Annotated in this window: 19 protein-coding genes; 11 read left to right on the top strand and 8 right to left on the bottom strand. The window is 68.3% G+C overall.

Annotation, left to right across the window (positions count from 1 at the left end; all coding sequences use genetic code 11):
- Window positions 1-765, bottom strand: coding sequence for an acyl-[acyl-carrier-protein] thioesterase (locus tag TU34_RS15420; protein ID WP_045823835.1), 765 nt, complete (start codon window positions 763-765; stop codon window positions 1-3).
- Window positions 766-1,049: 284 nt separating this feature from the next.
- Between TU34_RS15420 and TU34_RS15415 the strand changes: the two genes are divergently transcribed.
- Genes TU34_RS15415 through TU34_RS15395 form a run of 5 tightly spaced genes read left to right on the top strand, consistent with a single transcriptional unit; the run spans window position 1,050 to window position 6,791 of the window.
- Window positions 1,050-2,759 (top strand): FAD-dependent oxidoreductase, encoded by a 1,710-nt coding sequence (locus tag TU34_RS15415; protein WP_045823834.1) that lies wholly within the window; start codon window positions 1,050-1,052, stop codon window positions 2,757-2,759.
- A 50-nt stretch (window positions 2,760-2,809) separates the two neighbouring features.
- Entirely contained in the window at window positions 2,810-4,075 is a 1,266-nt protein-coding gene (locus TU34_RS15410) for a glycosyltransferase family 4 protein (RefSeq protein WP_045823781.1), read from the top strand.
- Window positions 4,062-4,775: a class I SAM-dependent methyltransferase gene (locus TU34_RS15405; protein WP_045823833.1), complete on the top strand. Its 714-nt coding sequence runs from the start codon at window positions 4,062-4,064 to the stop codon at window positions 4,773-4,775. The genes TU34_RS15410 and TU34_RS15405 overlap by 14 nt, the downstream gene beginning before the upstream one ends.
- Before the next feature lie 3 nt (window positions 4,776-4,778).
- On the top strand, window positions 4,779-5,891 hold the full coding sequence (locus TU34_RS15400; RefSeq protein WP_045823780.1) for a prenyltransferase: 1,113 nt from the start codon (window positions 4,779-4,781) through the stop codon (window positions 5,889-5,891).
- A gap of 51 nt (window positions 5,892-5,942) precedes the next feature.
- Window positions 5,943-6,791, top strand: coding sequence for an LLM class F420-dependent oxidoreductase (locus tag TU34_RS15395; RefSeq protein ID WP_045823779.1), 849 nt, complete (start codon window positions 5,943-5,945; stop codon window positions 6,789-6,791).
- Between the two features lie 73 nt (window positions 6,792-6,864).
- Here the strand turns inward: TU34_RS15395 and TU34_RS15390 are convergent, their stop codons facing one another.
- Window positions 6,865-7,530, bottom strand: coding sequence for a class I SAM-dependent methyltransferase (locus TU34_RS15390; protein WP_045823778.1), 666 nt, complete (start codon window positions 7,528-7,530; stop codon window positions 6,865-6,867).
- A gap of 40 nt (window positions 7,531-7,570) precedes the next feature.
- Between TU34_RS15390 and TU34_RS15385 the strand changes: the two genes are divergently transcribed.
- Both TU34_RS15385 and TU34_RS15380 read left to right on the top strand, forming a co-directional pair.
- Window positions 7,571-8,542: an NADPH:quinone oxidoreductase family protein gene (locus TU34_RS15385; protein ID WP_045823777.1), complete on the top strand. Its 972-nt coding sequence runs from the start codon at window positions 7,571-7,573 to the stop codon at window positions 8,540-8,542.
- Between the two features lie 29 nt (window positions 8,543-8,571).
- On the top strand, window positions 8,572-8,856 hold the full coding sequence (locus TU34_RS15380) for a DUF2277 domain-containing protein (protein ID WP_045823776.1): 285 nt from the start codon (window positions 8,572-8,574) through the stop codon (window positions 8,854-8,856).
- Here TU34_RS15380 and TU34_RS15375 read toward each other — a convergent pair.
- The 6 genes from TU34_RS15375 to TU34_RS15350 are packed head-to-tail and all read right to left on the bottom strand — an operon-like array spanning window position 8,844 to window position 14,233.
- On the bottom strand, window positions 8,844-10,091 hold the full coding sequence (locus TU34_RS15375; protein ID WP_052688965.1) for a cytochrome P450: 1,248 nt from the start codon (window positions 10,089-10,091) through the stop codon (window positions 8,844-8,846). The genes TU34_RS15380 and TU34_RS15375 overlap by 13 nt on opposite strands.
- Entirely contained in the window at window positions 10,088-10,711 is a 624-nt protein-coding gene (locus TU34_RS15370) for a PaaI family thioesterase (RefSeq protein WP_052688964.1), read from the bottom strand. Before TU34_RS15370 ends, TU34_RS15375 begins: the two co-directional genes overlap by 4 nt.
- Window positions 10,708-11,076, bottom strand: coding sequence for a carboxymuconolactone decarboxylase family protein (locus tag TU34_RS15365; protein WP_045823775.1), 369 nt, complete (start codon window positions 11,074-11,076; stop codon window positions 10,708-10,710). The genes TU34_RS15370 and TU34_RS15365 overlap by 4 nt, the downstream gene beginning before the upstream one ends.
- Window positions 11,073-11,975: an NAD(P)-dependent oxidoreductase gene (locus TU34_RS15360; RefSeq protein WP_045823774.1), complete on the bottom strand. Its 903-nt coding sequence runs from the start codon at window positions 11,973-11,975 to the stop codon at window positions 11,073-11,075. The genes TU34_RS15365 and TU34_RS15360 overlap by 4 nt, the downstream gene beginning before the upstream one ends.
- A complete protein-coding gene (locus tag TU34_RS15355) occupies window positions 11,972-12,700 on the bottom strand; it encodes an SDR family oxidoreductase (RefSeq protein WP_045823773.1) in 729 nt (242 codons plus the stop codon). Before TU34_RS15355 ends, TU34_RS15360 begins: the two co-directional genes overlap by 4 nt.
- Window positions 12,701-12,742: 42 nt before the next feature.
- A complete protein-coding gene (locus TU34_RS15350; protein ID WP_045823772.1) occupies window positions 12,743-14,233 on the bottom strand; it encodes an aldehyde dehydrogenase in 1,491 nt (496 codons plus the stop codon).
- Window positions 14,234-14,297: 64 nt separating this feature from the next.
- Here TU34_RS15350 and TU34_RS15345 point away from each other — a divergent pair, with 64 nt between their 5' ends.
- Genes TU34_RS15345 through TU34_RS15330 form a run of 4 tightly spaced genes read left to right on the top strand, consistent with a single transcriptional unit; the run spans window position 14,298 to window position 18,309 of the window.
- Window positions 14,298-14,906, top strand: coding sequence for a TetR/AcrR family transcriptional regulator (locus TU34_RS15345; protein WP_045823771.1), 609 nt, complete (start codon window positions 14,298-14,300; stop codon window positions 14,904-14,906).
- A 32-nt stretch (window positions 14,907-14,938) separates the two neighbouring features.
- On the top strand, window positions 14,939-16,150 hold the full coding sequence (locus TU34_RS15340) for a cytochrome P450 (RefSeq protein WP_045823831.1): 1,212 nt from the start codon (window positions 14,939-14,941) through the stop codon (window positions 16,148-16,150).
- Window positions 16,151-16,963: an SDR family oxidoreductase gene (locus TU34_RS15335; RefSeq protein WP_045823770.1), complete on the top strand. Its 813-nt coding sequence runs from the start codon at window positions 16,151-16,153 to the stop codon at window positions 16,961-16,963. It begins immediately after the preceding gene.
- Window positions 16,963-18,309: a cytochrome P450 gene (locus tag TU34_RS15330; RefSeq protein WP_045823769.1), complete on the top strand. Its 1,347-nt coding sequence runs from the start codon at window positions 16,963-16,965 to the stop codon at window positions 18,307-18,309. Before TU34_RS15335 ends, TU34_RS15330 begins: the two co-directional genes overlap by 1 nt.
- Window positions 18,310-18,316 lie beyond the last annotated feature (7 nt).

The raw sequence follows: 18,316 nt of genomic DNA, 5'->3' as shown, positions 1-18,316 counted from the left end.
TCACACCGCCGCGGTGACGCTCACCGTCGCCGCGACCTGGTCGTCGACGATGAGCCACATCAGCAACTCGTCGCCGACACGACGACGTCGCAGCGTCATCTGCGCGCCCGGCGTCACCGGACGCAGGTACTCGATGATCGCGCGGTGGCGTCGCCCGACGAGGTCGGGGTGATCGATCAACTCGTCCTCCACCGCCTCCCAGTAGGCCGCGTTGTTCAGGTGCTTGAACGGATCGAAATCGGTGCTGCGGAGCACGTGGACGCGGTCGGTGCCGTCGTCGTCGGGCAGCGGGGCCGGGTGCATCGTCTTCCACCGCAGCCGGTGCTCGTCGGTCATCTCGGCGAGCTTCTCGAACGCCTCGTCGGTGATGCGGGACGGCATCCCCTGATCGTTGACGTTGATCCAGAACGCCTGCGTCTCGATCAGCCCCGGCGGACGCATCTCGGGGTTGAACCGGTTGGTCTCGTGCTCGGCGGTGATCCGCACCCGCATGTTGGTCCACCGGGTCGACAACGCGCCGCACCAGCGCTGCAGCGTCACCGTGGCGGGCCAGGTGACGGGCTCGATCACGTCGATCACCGTGCGACGCACGATCCAGAACGGATCGGAGTCGTGGAAGTCGGTGGCCTCGATGTTGTCGTTGGCGATGTCCTGCAGGTAGCGCGCGGTGCCGTCGAGACGCACACGCATCTCCTGGTCGACGTCGCCGGTCCGGACGCGGTAGGAGGCCTCGAAGTACTGCGCCTTGGCCAGTCGATCGGCCAGTTCGGGATCGAACGGATATCCCGATCCGGTGGCGGCATTCGCGGGGACGTGGGGGGCCTCGGTCACGCAGAACACCTTCTTCACCGCTGGGGGATGGGCGTGGCCACGAGTGTCTTGTGACCCTCGGCACGCCCGACTGGACCTTCGGAGCATAGGCTCAGCGAGGACACGGACCGGTGTTCAGGCCTGCTTGCAGGCCCCGGTTACAGTGGACAAAACGCATACAACTAGAACACGTTCCACCTCGTGTGGGCGCGTCCGAGCGAGCCGAGGTCGAGACTCTCATGGCGCATGTGATCACACAGCCGTGCTGCAACGATGCGAGCTGCATCTCCGTGTGTCCGGTGAACTGCATCCACCCGACACCCGACGAACCGGAGTTCGTCACCGCCGAGATGCTCTACATCGATCCCGACACCTGCATCGACTGCGGTGCGTGCATCGACGAGTGCCCGGTGGAGGCGATCTTCCCCGACGACCAGCTCGACACCAAGGGTGAGCGCTACCTGCAGATCAACGCGGACTACTACACCGATCACGACGTGTCCGGCGGCCTGGTGCCCCCGCGCAAGCAGCCACCGCTGCCGCAGGGCAAGGAGCTCCACGTCGCGATCATCGGCGCCGGTCCCGCGGCGTTCTACGCCGCCGAGGAACTGGTGCGTCACTCCGCGGTCCGTGTCGACATGTTCGACCGTCTTCCCACCCCGTACGGACTGGTGCGCGCCGGTGTCGCGCCCGATCACCCGTCGACCAAGGGTGTCGAGAAGCAGTTCGCGGCGACGGCCAACAAGAAGACCTTCGAGTACTTCCTCAACGTCGAGGTCGGTACCCACGTCACCCACGACGAGCTTCTCGCGCACTACTCGGCGGTCATCTACGCCGTCGGCGCCTCCACCGACAAGAAGCTGGGTGTCCCCGGCGAGGACCTGCCCGGGTCGATCCCGGCGACGGAGTTCGTGGCCTGGTACAACGGCCACCCCGACTACGCCGATCTCGACTTCGACCTGTCGAGTGAACGTGCGGTGGTCGTCGGCAACGGCAACGTCGCCCTCGACGTCGCACGCATCCTGCTGACCGACCCCGACACCCTGGCGACGACCGACATCGCCGACCACGCGATCGAGCGTATGCGGTCGAGCAACGTCACCGAAGTCGTGCTGCTGGGTCGCCGCGGCATCGCGCAGGCGGCCTACACCAACGCCGAGTTCCTGGCGATGGGTGACCTGCCCGGCGTCGATGTCGTCATCGATCCGGCCGAGCTCACCCTCGACGCCGCGTCGGAGGCGGGCCTGTCCGACGGGTCGCTCGACTCCACCATCGCGGCCAAGATCCGCATCGCCCGGGAGTTCTCCGAGCGAAGCGAGAATGCGGTGTCACAGCGTGGTGAGACCGGTGCGGCCAAGCGGGTGGTGTTCCGATACCTGGTGTCGCCGACCGAGCTCAGCGCCGACGGCGCCGAGGGCGAGGCGGGTGCGGTCTCGAAGCTGGTCTGCGTGCGCAACGCACTGGTGGACGGCGAGCGTGTCGGGGTCACCCCGACCGAGGAGACCTTCGACATCGAGACATCGATCGTGATGCGCGCCATCGGATATCGCGGGGTCCCGGTCACCGATCTGCCGTTCGACGATGCGCATGGTGTGGTGCCCAACGCCGCGGGACGCGTGCTCGCCGAGGTCGACGGGGACGTGTTGCCCGGGGTGTATGTCACCGGGTGGATCAAGCGCGGCGCGACCGGCGGTATCGGCATGAACCGCCTCGACGGTCAGCAGACCGCGCTCGCGGTGCTCGCCGATTTCACCGAGGGTGTGTTGGCCGAGCCGTCGTCGCCGCGTGAGAAGATCGCCGAGCTGGTCTCCGGTCGTGGTGCGAACCGCATCGACGGCAGTGGATGGAAGAGCATCGACGCCGCGGAGAAGTCCGCGGGCCGTGAGGCGGGTCGCCGTCGGGTGAAACTGGTCCGGGTCCACGAACTCGAGGGCGCCGCGGCAGGCTGATCTCACTGCCCCCCATCCGAGAAAGACTTCCACCAGAAAGAGGGTCGTGCGTGCGCATCGCTCTGCTGTCCTACCGGAGCAAACCCCACTGCGGTGGCCAGGGCGTCTACGTCCGCCATCTCGCGCGTGAACTCGCCGTCCTCGGCCACAGCGTGGAGGTGTTCTCCGGTCAGCCCTACCCCGACCTCGACGAGGTCGCGCTCGACCACGGTGTGCGCCTGACGAAGGTGCCCAGCCTCGACCTCTACGGCGAGCCGAACCCGTTCCGTACCCCGCGCCCGCGCGAGATCCGCGACTGGATCGACGTGCTCGAGGTGGCGACGATGTGGACCGCCGGTTTCCCCGAGCCGCTCACGTTCAGCCTGCGGATGGCGCGAATCCTCAAGGCGCGCCGCGACGATTTCGACGTCGTGCACGACAACCAGTGTCTCGGTTGGGGTCTGCTGGACATCCAGCGTCGCGGGCTGCCCGTCGTCGCGACCATCCACCACCCGATCACGCGTGACCGCACGCTCGCGGTGAAGGCCGCGCGCGGATGGCGGAAGCTGACCGCGATCCGCTGGCATGCCTTCGCCCGCATGCAGGGCAGCGTCTCGCGGAGGATCCCCGCGTTGCTCACGGTGTCGAAGAGCAGCGAGGTCGACATCCGCAAGGCCTTCGACATCGAACCCGGTGTCATCGAGACGATCCCGCTCGGCGTCGACACCGAGATCTTCCGGCCGCGCGGAGAGCGCGTCGCCGGTCGCGTGGTGTGTGTCGCGAGCGCCGATGCCCCGCTCAAGGGGGTGTCGTACCTGCTCGAGGCGGTCGCCAAGCTCGGGGCCGAGCGCCCCGTCGAACTGGTGCTGGTCTCCAAGCTCGATCCCGAGGGCCCGAGCGCGCGGATGATCAACGATCTGGCGATCGCCGATCGCGTGTCGGTGGTGTCGGGACTGACCGACGCCGAACTGGGCGAACTGATCTCGTCGGCCGAGGTCGCCTGCGTGCCGTCGCTCTACGAGGGGTTCTCCCTGCCGGTCATCGAGGCGATGAGCTGCGGCACGCCGTTGGTGGTCACCACCGCGGGCGCGATCCCCGAGGTCGCCGGCGCCGACGGCGAGGCCTCACTGCACGTGCCGCCCATGGACTCCGGCGCCCTCGCGTCGGCGATCGGACGACTGCTCGACGATCCCGCCCTGCGGACCCGGCTCGGCGCCGGAGGGCGCGCCCGGGTGCAGTCGCGCTACAGCTGGTCCGCCGTCGCCGCGCGGACCGCCGCCCACTACACGCGTGCGATAGCCGCGAAGACAACAGGAGATGCTCGTGCTGACAGTTGATTTCGATCGCCTCGGCGTGACGTCGGGAACCACGGCGATCGACATCGGTGCCGGCCAGGGACGGCACTCCTACGAGATGTTCCGGCGCGGAGCCGACGTCATCGCCTTCGACCAGTCCGAGTCGGACATGGGTGAGGTGTCGGAGATGTTCGACGCCATGATCGCCGAGAAGCAGGTCCCGGCATCGGCCAAGGCGCGCACCGAGGTCGGTGACGCGCTGCATCTCCCGTACGCCGACAACAGCTTCGACGTCGTGCTCATGTCGGAGATCCTCGAGCACGTACCCGCCGACACCGAGGCCGTGGCCGAGATGGTGCGCATCCTCAAGCCCGGCGGGCGTGCCGCGGTGACCGTGCCCCGGTACTGGCCGGAGAAGATCTGCTGGGCGTTCTCCGACGCCTACCACGAGGTGGAGGGCGGGCACGTGCGCATCTACCGCGCCTCCGAACTCGCCGACAAGCTCAGCGCCGCCGGCCTGCAGGTGACCGGCACCGACCACCGTCACGCGTTGCACGCGCCGTACTGGTGGCTCAAATGTGCCGTCGGGGTGGAGAACAACGACAACCCGCTGGTCAAGGGTTATCACCGGATGCTGGTGTGGGACATGATGAGTGCCCCGGCGCTCACGCGGGTCGCCGAGCGTGCGCTCAACCCCCTGGTCGGCAAGTCCGTCGTCCTGTACCTCACGAAACCCGCCTGAGGTATGGCCCGGACACCTTCGGTACCGGGCGTCCTGACCTCCGAACAGTGCCTCGAGACCGGCGCCGCGATCGCGGCGATGCAGGAGCCGTCGGGTGCACTGCCGTGGTTTCCCGGCGGCCAGACCGACCCCTGGGATCACATCGAGTCGGCGATGGCGCTGTCGGTGACGGGAATGCTCGCCGAGGCCGAGAAGGCCTACGAGTGGTCGCGGCGCACCCAGCGCCCTGACGGGTCGTGGCCCATCAAGTTCGTGAACGGTCGCGTCGCCGATCCCAACACCGACGCGAACTTCTGCGCCTACATCGCCGTCGGGGTGTGGCATCACCACCTCATCACCGGTGATCGGGCGTTCCTCGACCACATGTGGCCGACGGTGTGGGCGGCGATCGAACTGGTGCTGCGATTCCAGGCGCCGAGTGGCCAGATGTACTGGGGTGGCGGGCATCCCCTGCCGCACACCGGCGGGCAGTTCGGTCTCGCCGACGGCGTGTTCGAGTCGGCGATGCTCACCGGCAGCGCCAGCATCCACCAGGCGCTCGGATGCGCGGCGCTCATCGCCGAGGCGGTCGGTCAGCCGGCCCCGGCCTGGCGCGATGCCCAGATGCGACTCGGGCATGCGCTGCGCCGGCACACCGGTCATTTCCTGCCGCCGTCGGATCACTCCATGGACTGGTACTACCCGGTGCTCGGGGGCGCGGTGCGCGGGCGGGCAGGTCAGGAGCTGATCGCACAGAGGTGGGACGAGTTCGTCGTCGACGGTCTCGGTATCCGGTGCGTCGACCACCGTCCGTGGGTGACCGGCGCGGAGACGTGCGAGCTGGTGTTGGCGATGAACTGTCTGGGCGACGACGCCGACGCCTGCCGGTTGTTCGCTGACATGCAGCACCTGCGCGACCCCGATGGTTCCTATTGGACGGGTCTGGTGTTCTCCGACGGCAAGCGCTGGCCGGTGGAGAAGAGCTGCTGGACCTCGGCGGCGGTGGTGCTCGCCGCCGACGCGCTGAGCCGTACATCGGCGGCGAACGGCATCTTCCGCGACGCCGATCCACTGCGCGACGTCACCGTTTCGGCCGGCGACGTGCCCGGGCTTTCCTGCGACTGCACAATTGCCTAGACTGGTGTCCAGACGCGCGTCAAGCTGACGGGTGCGGACTCCGGAGGACCGATGGAATACGGAATCGTGCAGTTCACGAGCGATCGCGGTCTGCGCCCCGCGGTTCTGGCCCCGCTCGTGGAGGACGCGGGATTCGCCGCGTATTTCGTGCCCGAGCACAGCCACATCCCGACGCGCCGCGACGCGGCCCACCCGCAGACCGGTGACGCCTCGCTGCCCGACGATCGCTACATGCGCACCCTCGACCCGTGGGTGTCGCTCGGCGCGGCCGCCGCGGTGACCACGCGGATCCGTCTCGGCACCGCGGTCGCGCTGCCCGTGCAGTCCGATCCGCTCACCCTCGCCAAGCAGATCGCCACCCTCGACCACCTCTCCGACGGCCGGGTCACCCTCGGTGTCGGATTCGGGTGGAACCTCGACGAGCTCGGCGACCACCATGTGCCCGCCGGTCGGCGCCGCACGATGCTGCGCGAGTACCTCGAGGCGATGCGTGCGCTGTGGTCGCAGGAGGAGGCCGAGTACTCCGGGGAGTTCGTGCAGTTCGGGCCGAGTTGGGCGTGGCCCAAGACCGCTCAACAGCCCGGTGTCCCGGTCATCGTCGGCGCCGGTGCCACCGAGAAGAACTTCACCTGGATCGCCAAGAACGCCGACGGCTGGCTCACCACCCCCACCGACACCGACATCGACGACTCGGTGCGCCTGCTCCACAAGATCTGGGCCGATCACGGGCGGACCGGGACGCCGCAGATCGTCGCGCTCGACGGCAGGCCCGACCCCGAGAAGCTCGCCCGCTGGGACGATCTCGGGGTCACCCTCGCGCTGTACGGCGTCCCCGACCAGGACGTCGACACCGCCCGTGCATATCTGGCGAAGCGCGCGGGTCAGCTCGGCCTCGGCTGATCTCGACGGACATCGTCCGAGGAGCAGGCCGCCGTGGACATATCGACCACGGCGGGCCCCTGGTCGGACGATGTCAGCGGATCCGTTCGAGCACGCGCAGTGAGCCGTGGACACCGACCTCGGTGAAATCGCCCGAGGCCAGGGCCTTCTCGTAGATCTCGAACGGCGGTCGACCGCCGTCGGCGGGATCGGGGAACACGTCGTGGATGAGCAGGGCGCCACCGAGGCGTACCCAGGGTGACCACGCGGCGAGATCGCCCTGGGCGGCCTCGCTGCTGTGGCCGCCGTCGATGAACACGAAGTCCGCAGGCCGACCCCACACCCGTGCGGCGGTGGTCGACCGCGTCAGCATGCCGATCACCGTCTCCTCGAGACCGGCGTCGAACATGGTGCGGCGGAACCGCGCCGAGGTGTCGAGTGTGCCCGTGTGCGGGTCGACCAGCGCGGTGTCGTGGTACTCCCACCCTGGCTGGTGCTCCTCGGATCCGCGATGGTGATCGATGGTGACCACGGTGGCGTCGAGGGGTTGCGCCGCGGCGCCGAGGTACACCGTCGACTTGCCGCAGTAGGTGCCGATCTCGACGCCGATGCCCACCGCGTCATCGTTCGACAGATACTGTCGTGCAACGTCGTACAGGGCCATCGCCTCGTCGGCGGGCATGAAGCCGGGGGCGGCGTCGGCGGCGGTGATCTGGGCTTCGGTGGGTGCGACGCCGGCGTCGACACGGGGTGTGGTCATGCGCTGATCCTATCGGCGGAGCCCGCGTAGGGTTACCCGCATGAAGGCACAGGTGCTCAACTCCGAGACCGGCCCGGGCGGGCTGGCGATGACCGACGTCGACGATCCGACACCCGCCGACGGGCAGGTCCTCGTCGACATCAAATCCTGCGGGGTGTGTTTCCCCGACCTGCTGATGTCGCAGGGCAAATACCAGCTCCGCCTGCCCACACCGTTCACACCCGGTACCGAGGTGGCCGGCGTCGTCGCCGAGGCGCCCGAGGGATCGGGGTACGCGGTGGGTGACCGGGTGCTGGTCATGTCGGTGGTCGGTGGCTTCGCCGAGAAGGTCGCCGCGGCACCCGCGCAACTCCTGCCGATCCCCGAGGGGCTGACGTTCGACGAGGGCGCAGCGCTCGGCATCAATTTCCAGACCGCCCTGTTCGCGTTGCAGACACGTGCGCACCTGCAGCCCGGTGAGACCGTCGGTGTTCTGGGCAGCGCCGGCGGCGTGGGCGTGGCGACCATCGCCGTCGCCAAGGCACTCGGTGCGCGGGTCATCGCGATCGTGCACCGCAACGGTGCCGAGGAGATGTTGCGGGCCACCGGGGCCGACGAGGTCGTGTCCCTCACCGACGGGTGGGGTGACCGCGTCAAGGAGCTCACCGGTGGTGCCGGGGTCGACGTGCTGATCGACCCCGTGGGCGGCGAGGTGTTCGACGAGGCGTTGCGGCAGGTGGCCACCGACGGCCGGTTCGTCGTCATCGGGTTCGCCGCCGGCGGTATCCCGCAGGTGAAGCTGAACCGCGTGCTGTTCCGCAACATCGCGGTCGTCGGCGCGGCCTGGGGTGAGTACCTGCGTACCCACCCGAACCTGCCGACCGAGCTGCACGAGCAGCTGACCACCATGATCGCCGACGGTATGCGCCCGCCGGTCAACCGGACCTACCCGCTCGCCGAACTGCCGCAGGCACTCTCGGACCTCGAGAACGGGCAGATCCTCGGCAAGGCGGTCATCCACATCGCCGACTAGTCACATCTCTCAGTGGGGCAGGAGACATCATGTGTCGCAACATCACCGAGCTCCGCGGGCTCGAGCCACCGGCGACGTCGGTCGAGATCGAGGCCGCGGCACGGCAGTACGTGCGCAAGGTCAGCGGGATCGCCAAGACCTCCCCGGCCAACGCCGAGGCCTTCGAGACGGCGGTGGCGACCGTGACCGCGGCGACCACCGCACTTCTCGACGCGCTGCCGGCCCGACGCCAGCCGCCCCGCACGGTGCCGCCCCTGCGCCGGCCGGAGGTGCAGGCGCGCATCGCGGCCCGCGCGGCCGGTCAACCGCGGTAGTCGACCGGAAGTGCCTTCACACCGTTGATCCACCCGGAACGCAGTCGTGTGGGGTCGGCCAGTTTGGTGATGTCGGGCGCGAGGTCGGCGATGGCGTTGAACATGATGTCGACCTCCATCCGGGCCAGGTTCGCGCCCACGCAGTAGTGCGCGCCGCTGCCCCCGAACGCCAGGTGCGGATTGGGATTCCGGGTGATGTCGAACGTTCGCGGGTCGTCGAAGACCTCGGGGTCGAAATTCGCCGAGCTGTAGAACATCCCGACCCGTTCGCCGGCGCGGACGGTGACGTCGCCGAGCGTCACATCGTTGATGGCGGTGCGTTGGAAGCAGTGCACCGGTGTGGCCCAGCGGATGACCTCGTCGGCGGCGGTCGCGGGGCGCTCGCGCTTGAACAGTTCCCACTGCTCGGGGTGGTCGAGGAACGCGTTCATGCCGTGGGTGATCGCGTTGCGGGTGGTCTCGTTGCCCGCCACCGCGATGAGGATGACGAAGAAGCCGAACTCGGCCTCGTCGAGTGCCTCCCCGTCGACGTCGGCGTTGACCAGCGTGGTGATGATGTCCTCGGCCGGGTTCTTCCGGCGGTCCTCGGCCATCGCGTAGGCGTAGCCCAGTAGCTGCGCGTTGGCCTCGGCGGCGTCCATGTCGCCGTAGTCGGGGTCGTCGGTGTTCATCACGGCGTTGGTCCAGGTGAACAACTTCTCCCGGTCCTCGGCGGGTACCCCGATGAGATCGGCGATGGCCGAGAGCGGGAGGTCCACGGCGACATCGTCCACGAAATTGCCGGTGCCACCGGCGATCGCGGCGGAGACGATCTCGCGGGCGCGGGCGTCGAGCACCTCGTGCAGGGCGTTGACCGCGCGCGGGGTGAACAGCCGCGACACCACCTTGCGCAGACGTGTGTGCTCCGGCGGATCGTGGTTGATCAACATCGCCTTGGTGTACTCGAGCAGTTCGGGCGTCATCATGTCCGGCAGCCGCATGACCGCACCCTGGGTGTTGCTGGAGAAGTCGACCGAGTTCTTCGAGATGGCGCGGATGTCGGCGTGTCGGGTGACGACCCAGTACCCGCTGTCCCGGAACGGCCCGACCTCGGGATCCTGGTCGATCCAGAAGATGCGTCGCGTCTGCCGCATCTGCGCGAATTCGGCATGGGGCATGCCGTTCTCGAGCAGGGCGGGATCGGTGAGGTCCCAGCCGGCCCCGAACGGACAGCGGGTGGGCAGATCGGTGGTCATGGAGATCCTTCCGGGTCGTCGAATGTCCGGGGCATGATGAAGATGCCCTCGGCGGTGACGGTGATGCCGTCGGCGTCCGACAGCGAACCGTGAACGGTCTTCTTGCGGCCGTCCGTCCCGGTGACCGCCGCTTCGAGATGAACCGGCCCCAGCGGGGTCGCCCGCTCGAACCGCAGTGTCAGGGTGCCGGTCATGGCGCTCGCGGCCTCGCCCAGGATGTGGTCGAGCAGCAGGGCGCAGATCCCGCCGTGCACGAGCCCGGGCGGTCCCTCGTACGCCGCGCCCAGGACGACGTCGGCGACGCGCCGGTGATCGCCGTCGCGGTTCACCACCATCGGGGGCGCCATGGCGTTGCGGATCCCGATCGCCGGGTTGCCCCAGGGCATCCCGGTCCCGTCGGCGGTGTAGCGCACCCCGTGCGGACCGTCGCACTGCTGTGCACGGAGCAGAGCGGTGGCCCGATCGATCAGCTCCCGCGCCGCACCGATGGTGTCGGGATCGACCTCGGTGCGGATGGTGGCGTCGACCAGCTCACGCACCGAGTTCGTGAGCGGCGTGTACAGCTCTGCGCGCCGGGCGACCTCGTCGGCGGTGATGTCCTCGAAGACGAACTGCCTCAACGATTCTTCTCGAAGTTGTCGATGACCCTGCCGAAGGTGAAGTTGAGCTTCGTGCCCAACGGCCATCCGATGTAGTAGCAGAGGAACAGGGCGATCTCGCGCAGTTGATCGGGCTCGAGTTCGCCGTTGCCCAACGCGGCCCCGGCCTGGATCTCGGCGACGTCGTCGAGGCCCGACGCGGCGAGTGCGCCGAGCAGCAGCAGACGCCGGTCGCGGACGGTGAGTCCCTCGCGCGTCCACACCTCGCCGAACAGGTGGTCGGCGGTGTGGGCGAAGTAGTCCCCGGGCCCGTCGGACAGATCGAAGCCGTACACCTCCGCCATCTTGGCCAGGCCCTTGCGGCGTTGTTCGCTCATCTCGGTCATCGGGTGACTCCGTTCGGGTGGGAGGCGGCGATCTCGCCGGGACCGACGCCGAGACCGTCGCCGAGTCGCTCGAGGGCGATGCGCCCCAGGGGGAGGTCGACGTCGAGGTCGGCGGCGAGCTCGAGGGCGAGCGCGACGTCCTTCTCGCCGAGACCGCGGACGTGTGTGAAGACCGAATGCCAGAAGTCGTCGTCGGCGATGGGTGCGGTGGTGTCACGCAACATGATGGCGCCGGCTCCACCGGTGATCGCATCGGTGTGTCGGACGACCTTGCCGAGCTTGACGATGTCGACACCCGCGGCCTCGGCGAGCCGACTGGCCTCCGTGGCCGCGGTGAAGGAGATGAAGTGGAGCAGGTTGCGCGCCAACTTCATCCGCGTACCCGCACCGACATCACCTGCGTGGATGGTCATGTCGGACGCGAGTGCGAACACCGGCTTGACCTTCTCGTAGGCGGCGCGGGGACCACCGACCATGATCGCCAGCCGCCCCTGCTCGGCTCCGGAGGCGCCACCGGAGACGGGTGCGTCGACGAGATCGACACCGCGGGCGGCGCAGATCTCGCCGAGCTCGACGGCGGTGTCGGGGGCGATCGTCGAGTGCACCGCGACGACCGTCCCCGGTGTCGCGGTCTCCAGGATGCCGCCGGGGCCGGTGACGACTGACCGCACCTGGGCGTCGTCGAGGACGGTGATGGAGATGACGCGGGCTCGCTCGGCGACCTCGGCGGCGGTGGCGACCGCGCTCGCCCCGGCCGCGACGACCTTCTCGGTCGCCTCGGGGCGTGCGTCACAGACGGTGAGCCCGCCGGGCCACGCGACGAACCGCTGCGCGATGGGGGCGCCCATGTTGCCCAGGCCGATGAACCCGACCCCGAACGCGGTGTCGGGTGTGGTCATGACCGGATGATCTGTCCGCCATCGACATTGAAGATCTGCCCGGTGATCCAGGAGGCCTCGTCGGAGAGCAGGAACAGGCACGTGCCCTCGAGGTCCTTCGGGGTGCCCATCCGCGACAGCGGCAGCTTCTTCACGATGTCGGCGACCATCTTGCCCGGCGTGGTGGAGCGGGTGGCCTCGGTGTCGATGGGCCCGGGTGCGATGGCGTTGACCCGGATCCCGGATCCACCCAGCTCGGTCGCGAGCTGCTGGGTGAGGCCGTTGATCCCGACCTTCGCCAGACCGTAGAAGCCGCTGTAGAGCCATGCGGCGGTGGAGGACTGGTTGACGATGGCGCTGCCGGGCTTCATGTGGCCGTAGACCGCGCGGGTCACGTTGAGTGCGCCGTCGAGGTTCACGCTCATGAACTTCTTGTAGTAGTCCCACGGCACGGTGATGAGGAAGTCGAGCTGCATGCCGCCGTAGATGGCGGCGTTGTTGATCAGGTAGTCGATCTGGCCGTACTCGTCGAGGGTGGCCTGCGCCAGCGCCTGCGCCGACGCCTCGTCGGCGACGTCGGTGTGGACGTAGTGCCCGCCGATGTCGGCGGCGACCTTCTCGCCCGCCTCGTCGGAGAGATCGGCGATCACGACGTGGGCTCCCTCGGCGGCGAGTGCTCGTGCGTAGCCCTCACCGATGCCGCCGGCGGCTCCGGTGACGATGGCGGTCTTTCCTTCGAACCTCATGAAATGTCCTGTCTCGTGGGGATGGTCATGCTCCGGTGACGGTCAGGCGGGGGTGGCGACGGCCTTGGTCTCGAGGTACTCCTCGAAGCCCAGTGCACCCATCTCCCGTCCGATACCGGACTGCTTGTAGCCGCCGAAGGGGACGTCGGCGCTGTACCAGATGCCGCCGTTGACGCTCATGGTCCCGGTGCGGACGCCGTCGACGACGTGCGCGATCCGGTCGGGGTCGGTTCCCCACACCGCGCCGGACAGCCCGTAGGGGGAGTCGTTGGCGATGCGGATCGCGTCCTCGTCGCCGTCGTGCGGGATGATCACCAGCACGGGACCGAAGATCTCCTCCTGCGCCGCGCGCGCGGAGTTGTCCAGACCGGAGATGAGGGTGGGTTCGACGAAGAACCCCTTCGGCTGCTTCTCCGGTCGGCCGCCACCGATCTCGACGGTGCCGCCCTCGTCCTTCGCGAGTGCGATGTAGGACTCCACCCGATCGCGCTGCACTGCCGAGATGACCGGGCCGCAGATGGTGCCCGGTTCGGTGGGGTCACCGGCCTCGAGGCCGGCCATGGCCTCGCGGGTGTACCGGATGGCGTCGTCGTGGCGCTCGCGCGGCACCAGTAGCCGCGTGGTGATGGCGCAGCCCTGCCCGGCGTGGGTGACCACGCTGAACCCGGCCATCGAGCACGCCGCCTTCAGGTCGGCGTCGTCGAGCACGATGAACGCGGACTTGCCGCCGAGCTCGAGGAAGACCTTCTTCAAACTGGCCGCGGCGGCGGTCATCACGGCCTTGCCGGTGGCCGTCGAGCCGGTGAACGAGACGATGTCGACACGGGGATCGGTGGACAGCTGCGCCCCGACCTCGTGGTCGCTGGAGGTGAGGATGTTGATCACGCCCGCGGGGATGTCGGTCTCGGTCGCGATGACCGTACCCACCAAGGCCGCACACCAGGGGGTGTCGGGCGCGGGTTTCAGCACGACCGTGCAGCCCGCGGCCAGGGCGGGCCCGATCTTCGCGAAGTTGATCTGGTGCGGGAAGTTCCACGGCGTGATCGCGCCGACGACGCCGACGGCCTCACGTTTGATGACCCGGCTGTTGGGGATGCCCATCGGTTCGGCGCGCCCGAGATCGGTCTCCCACGCGAAGTTCTCGGCGAGGTCGGCGCAGTACCCGAGGTCGTTGATGGGCCCCTCGAGTTGGGGGCCGGAGGTGAGGAACGCCGGCGCGCCGACCTCGGCGATGGTGATCTCGCGCAGCTCCTCGATGTGGCCCTGCAACGCATCCCGCAGCTGACGCAGGCAGCGGGCGCGGAAGGCGTGGTCGCGGGACCACGAGGTGGTGTCGAACGCGGTGCGGGCGGCGGCGATCGCGGCGTCCATGTCGTCGGCGGTGCCGTCGGCGGCGAGGCCGATGACCTCTTCCGTCGCCGGGTTGACGATCTCGAACGTCCCGCCCGAACCGGGGCGGAGTTCCCCGTCGATGAGGAGGTCCGAGCTCACCGCCGGGCGGAGGTTCCGTACGGCGACGTCGGGCTGCACCATGGGCCGAACTCCTATCTGGACACGTGTCTGGACTCGCGTTCAAAGCTAATGTAGCGTTGCCGACATGTCCACCCCCGTATTCGGTGAATCCGGCCCCAGTTCGCATGAGTCCACGCGTCGTCGGCTGACGAACCAGCAGGCCGAGACCGTCGCCAAGCTCACCGAGGCGGCGCGGGAGGTGTTGGGCGAGGACGGTTTCGAGGGCATGACGATCCGGTCGGTCGCCAAGCGCGCCGGCGTCGCCCCGGCGACCGCGTACACCTACTTCAGCTCGAAGAACCACATCGTGGCCGAGCTGTTCTGGCGCATGTTGGTCACCTCCGTGCCCGAACCCGACACGTCGTCGCCGCCCGCGGCACGTGCGGCCGACGTGCTGCGTCGCGTCGCGCTCGTGGTCGCCGGTGAGGATCAACTCGCCGGCGCGGTGACGGTGGCGTTGCTGGGCACCGATCCCGATGTCGAACACCTGCGGCTGCGCGTCGGTGGCTTCATCCGTGAGCGACTCGCGACCGCGCTCGGTGTACCCATGGACTCCGACGACCGGCGCATCGAACTGTTGGAGATGCTCTATTCCGGCGCGCTGGTGCGGGCGGGTATGGGCTACGGCTCCTACTCGGACATGGCCGATCGGTTGGGCGACGCCGCCAAGCTGCTGCTGGAGGACCTGTCGTGACGGTGGGCACCGGCGGGACCGACACCGCGGGGATGGAGAGCCGGGTCCCGTTCGATCCGTACGACTATGCGTTCCACGAGGATCCGTATCCGACCTACGCCCGGCTGCGGAGCGAGGCGCCGGTCTACTACAACGCGGAGAAGGACTTCTGGGCGTTGTCGAAGCACGCCGACGTCCGAGCGGCGTTCCGCGACACCCCGGCGTTGTCGAACAGTTGGGGTGTGTCGATGGATCCCGCGGCCTACGGGCCGGACGCGCACATGTCGATGTCGTTCCTGGCCCTCGACGACCCGAAGCACATGCGTATCCGCAAGTTGGTGTCGAAGGGGTTCACGCCGAACCGCGTGAACCAGCTGACCGAGCGGATCACCGCACTGACGCACCAGCATTGGGATGTGTGCCTGGAGAAGGGCGACTTCGACTACGTGTCGGACTTCGCCGGTCTGCTGCCGATGGACGTGGTCTCGGAGCTGCTGGTGGTCCCGCAGGCTGACCGGGCCCGGCTACGTCAACTCTCCGACGACCTGATCCACCGTGACGAAGGGGTCTACGACGTCCCGCCGGCCGCCGTCGAGGCGTATTTCGCCCTCGCCCAGTACTACTCGGACCTCATCGAGGACCGGCGCAAGAACCCGGGCGCCGACATGGTCTCGGTCCTCATCGACGCCGAGATCATCGACGAGGCCACCGGTGAGCCGACGCGGTTGACCGCCGACGAGATCATCGGGTTCCTCATCCTGATGATCGTCGCGGGCAACGAGACGACGACGAAGCTGCTCGCGAACGCGATCTACTGGGGCTACGTCAACCCCGACGAGTTCGCGAAGGTGCTGGCCGACCCGGAGGAGACCCCGGCGTGGACCGAGGAGACCCTGCGCTATGACAACTCGACGCAGATCGTGTTGCGCCGTGTGCTGTCCGATGTCGAGTACGGCGGGTACACGATCCCGGCCGGGCAACGTGTCCTGCTGCTGCTGGGCTCGGCCAATCGGGACGACGACGTCTTCGACGACCCGGATTCCTACCAGATCGGACGGGACAGCTCGCAGGCGCTGACGAGTTTCGGTCTGGGGACGCATTTCTGCCTCGGCGCCCATCTCGCTCGATTGGAGGCCAACGTCGCGTTGGCCGAGATCGTCAAGTCCGCGTCGAGGATCGATCTCGATCTCGACCGGGCGGTCCGCGTGCACTCGGTGAACGTCCGCGGCTTCGCCAACCTCCCCATGACCGTGAAGGCGCGGTAGATGCCCCGTTATCCAGGACACCCCGAGCGTCGTCCCGTGCTCATCGCGGGAGGCTCGTCGGGTATCGGCGCGGCAACCGGCGTGATGCTGGCCGCCGCAGGACATCCCGTCGCCCTCGGCGCCCGCCGCGTCGAGAAGTCGCAGGAATTCGTCGAGAAGATCATCGCCGCCGGTGGTGAGGCGATCGCGGTCCCGCTCGACATCACCGACGCCGCCTCGATCGACGAGTGCGTGACCAAGGCCGAGGCCGAGTTGGGGTCGCTGGAGATCGTGGTGTCCGGTGCCGGCGATCTGTGGCCGGGCCGCACCTACGAGATGTCCGACGACGCGTTCGCCGACCAGGTCGCCATCCATCTGCTCGGGGCGCAGCAACTCTACCGCCGCATCGTGCCGGAGATGATCGACCGCCGCCGTGGGGATTTCGTGTTCATCAGCTCCGACGTGGCCGCCGATCCGCGACCGCACATGGGTGCCTATGCCGCTGCCAAGGCCGGGGTGGAGGCGTTCGCCCTGGTGGCCCGTCAGGAGCTCGAGGGCACCGGGGTTCGCGCCAGCCAGGTCCGGCCCGGTCAGACGATGACGGGGATGGGCACCAACTTCGACGCCGAGACCGCCGCGGCCATGCTCAACGACTGGGTCGCGTTCGGTTTCGCGCGACACGGATTCTTCCTCAAGCCGGTCCACCTCGCGACCGCGATCACGACCGTCGTGACGATGCCCCGCGGTTCGCACATGCGCCTGGTCGAGGTCGAGGCCGAGGCGCCCATCGTCGCTCCTGCCCGCCAGGGCGACCCTCAGCAAGGAGACAACTGATGACGTTGACCAAACCCGCCCGTGTGTCCGGCGGAGAGGGTGAGCACGGCCACCTCGACGAGCTCGCCTCGGATCCCATCGGCCTGTTCTGGCGGATCCGCGAGGAGTGTGGCGACGTCGGGCAGTTCCAGCTCGCCGACCGTGAGGTCGTCCTGGTCACCGGGGCGACGGCCAACGAGGAGTTCTTCCGCGCCCCGGAGGAGGATCTCGATCAGGCGGCGGCCTACCCGTTCATGACGCCGATCTTCGGTGAGGGAGTCGTGTTCGACGCGAGTCCCGAGGAACGGTCGCAGGCGATCCACAACTCGGCGCTCAAGGCGCAACACATGAAGCAGCACGCGATCACCATCCCCAACGAGGTGGAGCGCGTCATCGCCGAGTGGGGCGACGAGGGCGAGGTCGACCTGCTGGAGTTCTTCGCCGAACTGACGCTGTACACGTCGTCGGCCTGCCTCATCGGACGGAAGTTCCGCGATGAGCTCAACGGCCGCATCGCCCATCTCTTCCACGACCTGGAGAAGGGCACCGACCCCATCGCCTACGTCGACTACCACGCCGACATCGAGAGCTTCCGCAAGCGCGACGAGTCCCGCACCGAGCTGCAGAAGTTCATCCAGGGCGTGATGAACGAGCGGATCGCCAACCCTCCGGAGAGCAAGGAGGATCGCGACCTGATGGACGTGTTGGTGTCGGTGGGTTTCGACTCCAACACCATCACCGGGATGTTCATCTCGATGATGTTCGCGGGGCACCACACCACCTCGGGCACCGCTGCGTGGACGCTCATCGAGCTTCTCCGCCATCCCGACTACATGGCGCAGGTGGTCTCCGAGCTCGACGACATCTACGGAGACACACCCGCCGGCGAGCGTCCGGAGTACACGTTCGCCCACACCCGGCAGATGCCGAAGGTGGAGGCCGCGTTGAAAGAGGCTCTGCGCCTGCACCCGCCGCTAATCATCCTCATGCGGGTGGTGCAGAACGACATCCACATCGAGGACGTGGAGATCGCGGCCGGGCAGTCGATCGCGGTCTCGCCCGCGATCTCCAACCGCCTGCCCGAGGACTTCCCGGACCCCGACGCCTTCGACCCGGACCGCTATCAGAAGCCTCGCCAGGAGGACATCGCCAACCGCTGGACCTGGATCCCGTTCGGCGCCGGCCGACACCGTTGTGTCGGAGCGCAGTTCGCCATCATGCAGCTCAAGGCGATCTTCTCGGTGCTGCTGCAGAACTACGAGTTCGAGATGGCGCAACCCGCGGACTCCTACCGCAACGACCACTCGAAGATGGTGGTCCAGCTCCAGCAGCCGTGCCGGGTCCGGTACCGGCGGCGCACCAGGTGACGGGAGA

The sequence above is a fragment of the Williamsia herbipolensis genome (assembly GCF_000964005.1).
In the GTDB taxonomy this organism is placed as follows: domain Bacteria; phylum Actinomycetota; class Actinomycetes; order Mycobacteriales; family Mycobacteriaceae; genus Williamsia_A; species Williamsia_A herbipolensis.
This window is presented reverse-complemented; position numbering and strand designations above follow the sequence as displayed.

Excerpts from the sequence above, each read along its gene's own strand:
- TU34_RS15415 (WP_045823834.1), top strand. The coding sequence starts at position 1,050 with ATGGCGCATGTGATCACACAGCCGTGCTGCAACGATGCGAGCTGCATC.
- TU34_RS15400 (WP_045823780.1), top strand. The coding sequence starts at position 4,779 with ATGGCCCGGACACCTTCGGTACCGGGCGTCCTGACCTCCGAACAGTGC.
- TU34_RS15395 (WP_045823779.1), top strand. The coding sequence starts at position 5,943 with ATGGAATACGGAATCGTGCAGTTCACGAGCGATCGCGGTCTGCGCCCC.
- TU34_RS15390 (WP_045823778.1), bottom strand. The coding sequence starts at position 7,530 with ATGACCACACCCCGTGTCGACGCCGGCGTCGCACCCACCGAAGCCCAG.
- TU34_RS15385 (WP_045823777.1), top strand. The coding sequence starts at position 7,571 with ATGAAGGCACAGGTGCTCAACTCCGAGACCGGCCCGGGCGGGCTGGCG.
- TU34_RS15380 (WP_045823776.1), top strand. The coding sequence starts at position 8,572 with ATGTGTCGCAACATCACCGAGCTCCGCGGGCTCGAGCCACCGGCGACG.
- TU34_RS15375 (WP_052688965.1), bottom strand. The coding sequence starts at position 10,091 with ATGACCACCGATCTGCCCACCCGCTGTCCGTTCGGGGCCGGCTGGGAC.
- TU34_RS15365 (WP_045823775.1), bottom strand. The coding sequence starts at position 11,076 with ATGACCGAGATGAGCGAACAACGCCGCAAGGGCCTGGCCAAGATGGCG.
- TU34_RS15360 (WP_045823774.1), bottom strand. The coding sequence starts at position 11,975 with ATGACCACACCCGACACCGCGTTCGGGGTCGGGTTCATCGGCCTGGGC.
- TU34_RS15355 (WP_045823773.1), bottom strand. The coding sequence starts at position 12,700 with ATGAGGTTCGAAGGAAAGACCGCCATCGTCACCGGAGCCGCCGGCGGC.
- TU34_RS15350 (WP_045823772.1), bottom strand. The coding sequence starts at position 14,233 with ATGGTGCAGCCCGACGTCGCCGTACGGAACCTCCGCCCGGCGGTGAGC.
- TU34_RS15345 (WP_045823771.1), top strand. The coding sequence starts at position 14,298 with ATGTCCACCCCCGTATTCGGTGAATCCGGCCCCAGTTCGCATGAGTCC.
- TU34_RS15340 (WP_045823831.1), top strand. The coding sequence starts at position 14,939 with ATGGAGAGCCGGGTCCCGTTCGATCCGTACGACTATGCGTTCCACGAG.
- TU34_RS15335 (WP_045823770.1), top strand. The coding sequence starts at position 16,151 with ATGCCCCGTTATCCAGGACACCCCGAGCGTCGTCCCGTGCTCATCGCG.
- TU34_RS15330 (WP_045823769.1), top strand. The coding sequence starts at position 16,963 with ATGACGTTGACCAAACCCGCCCGTGTGTCCGGCGGAGAGGGTGAGCAC.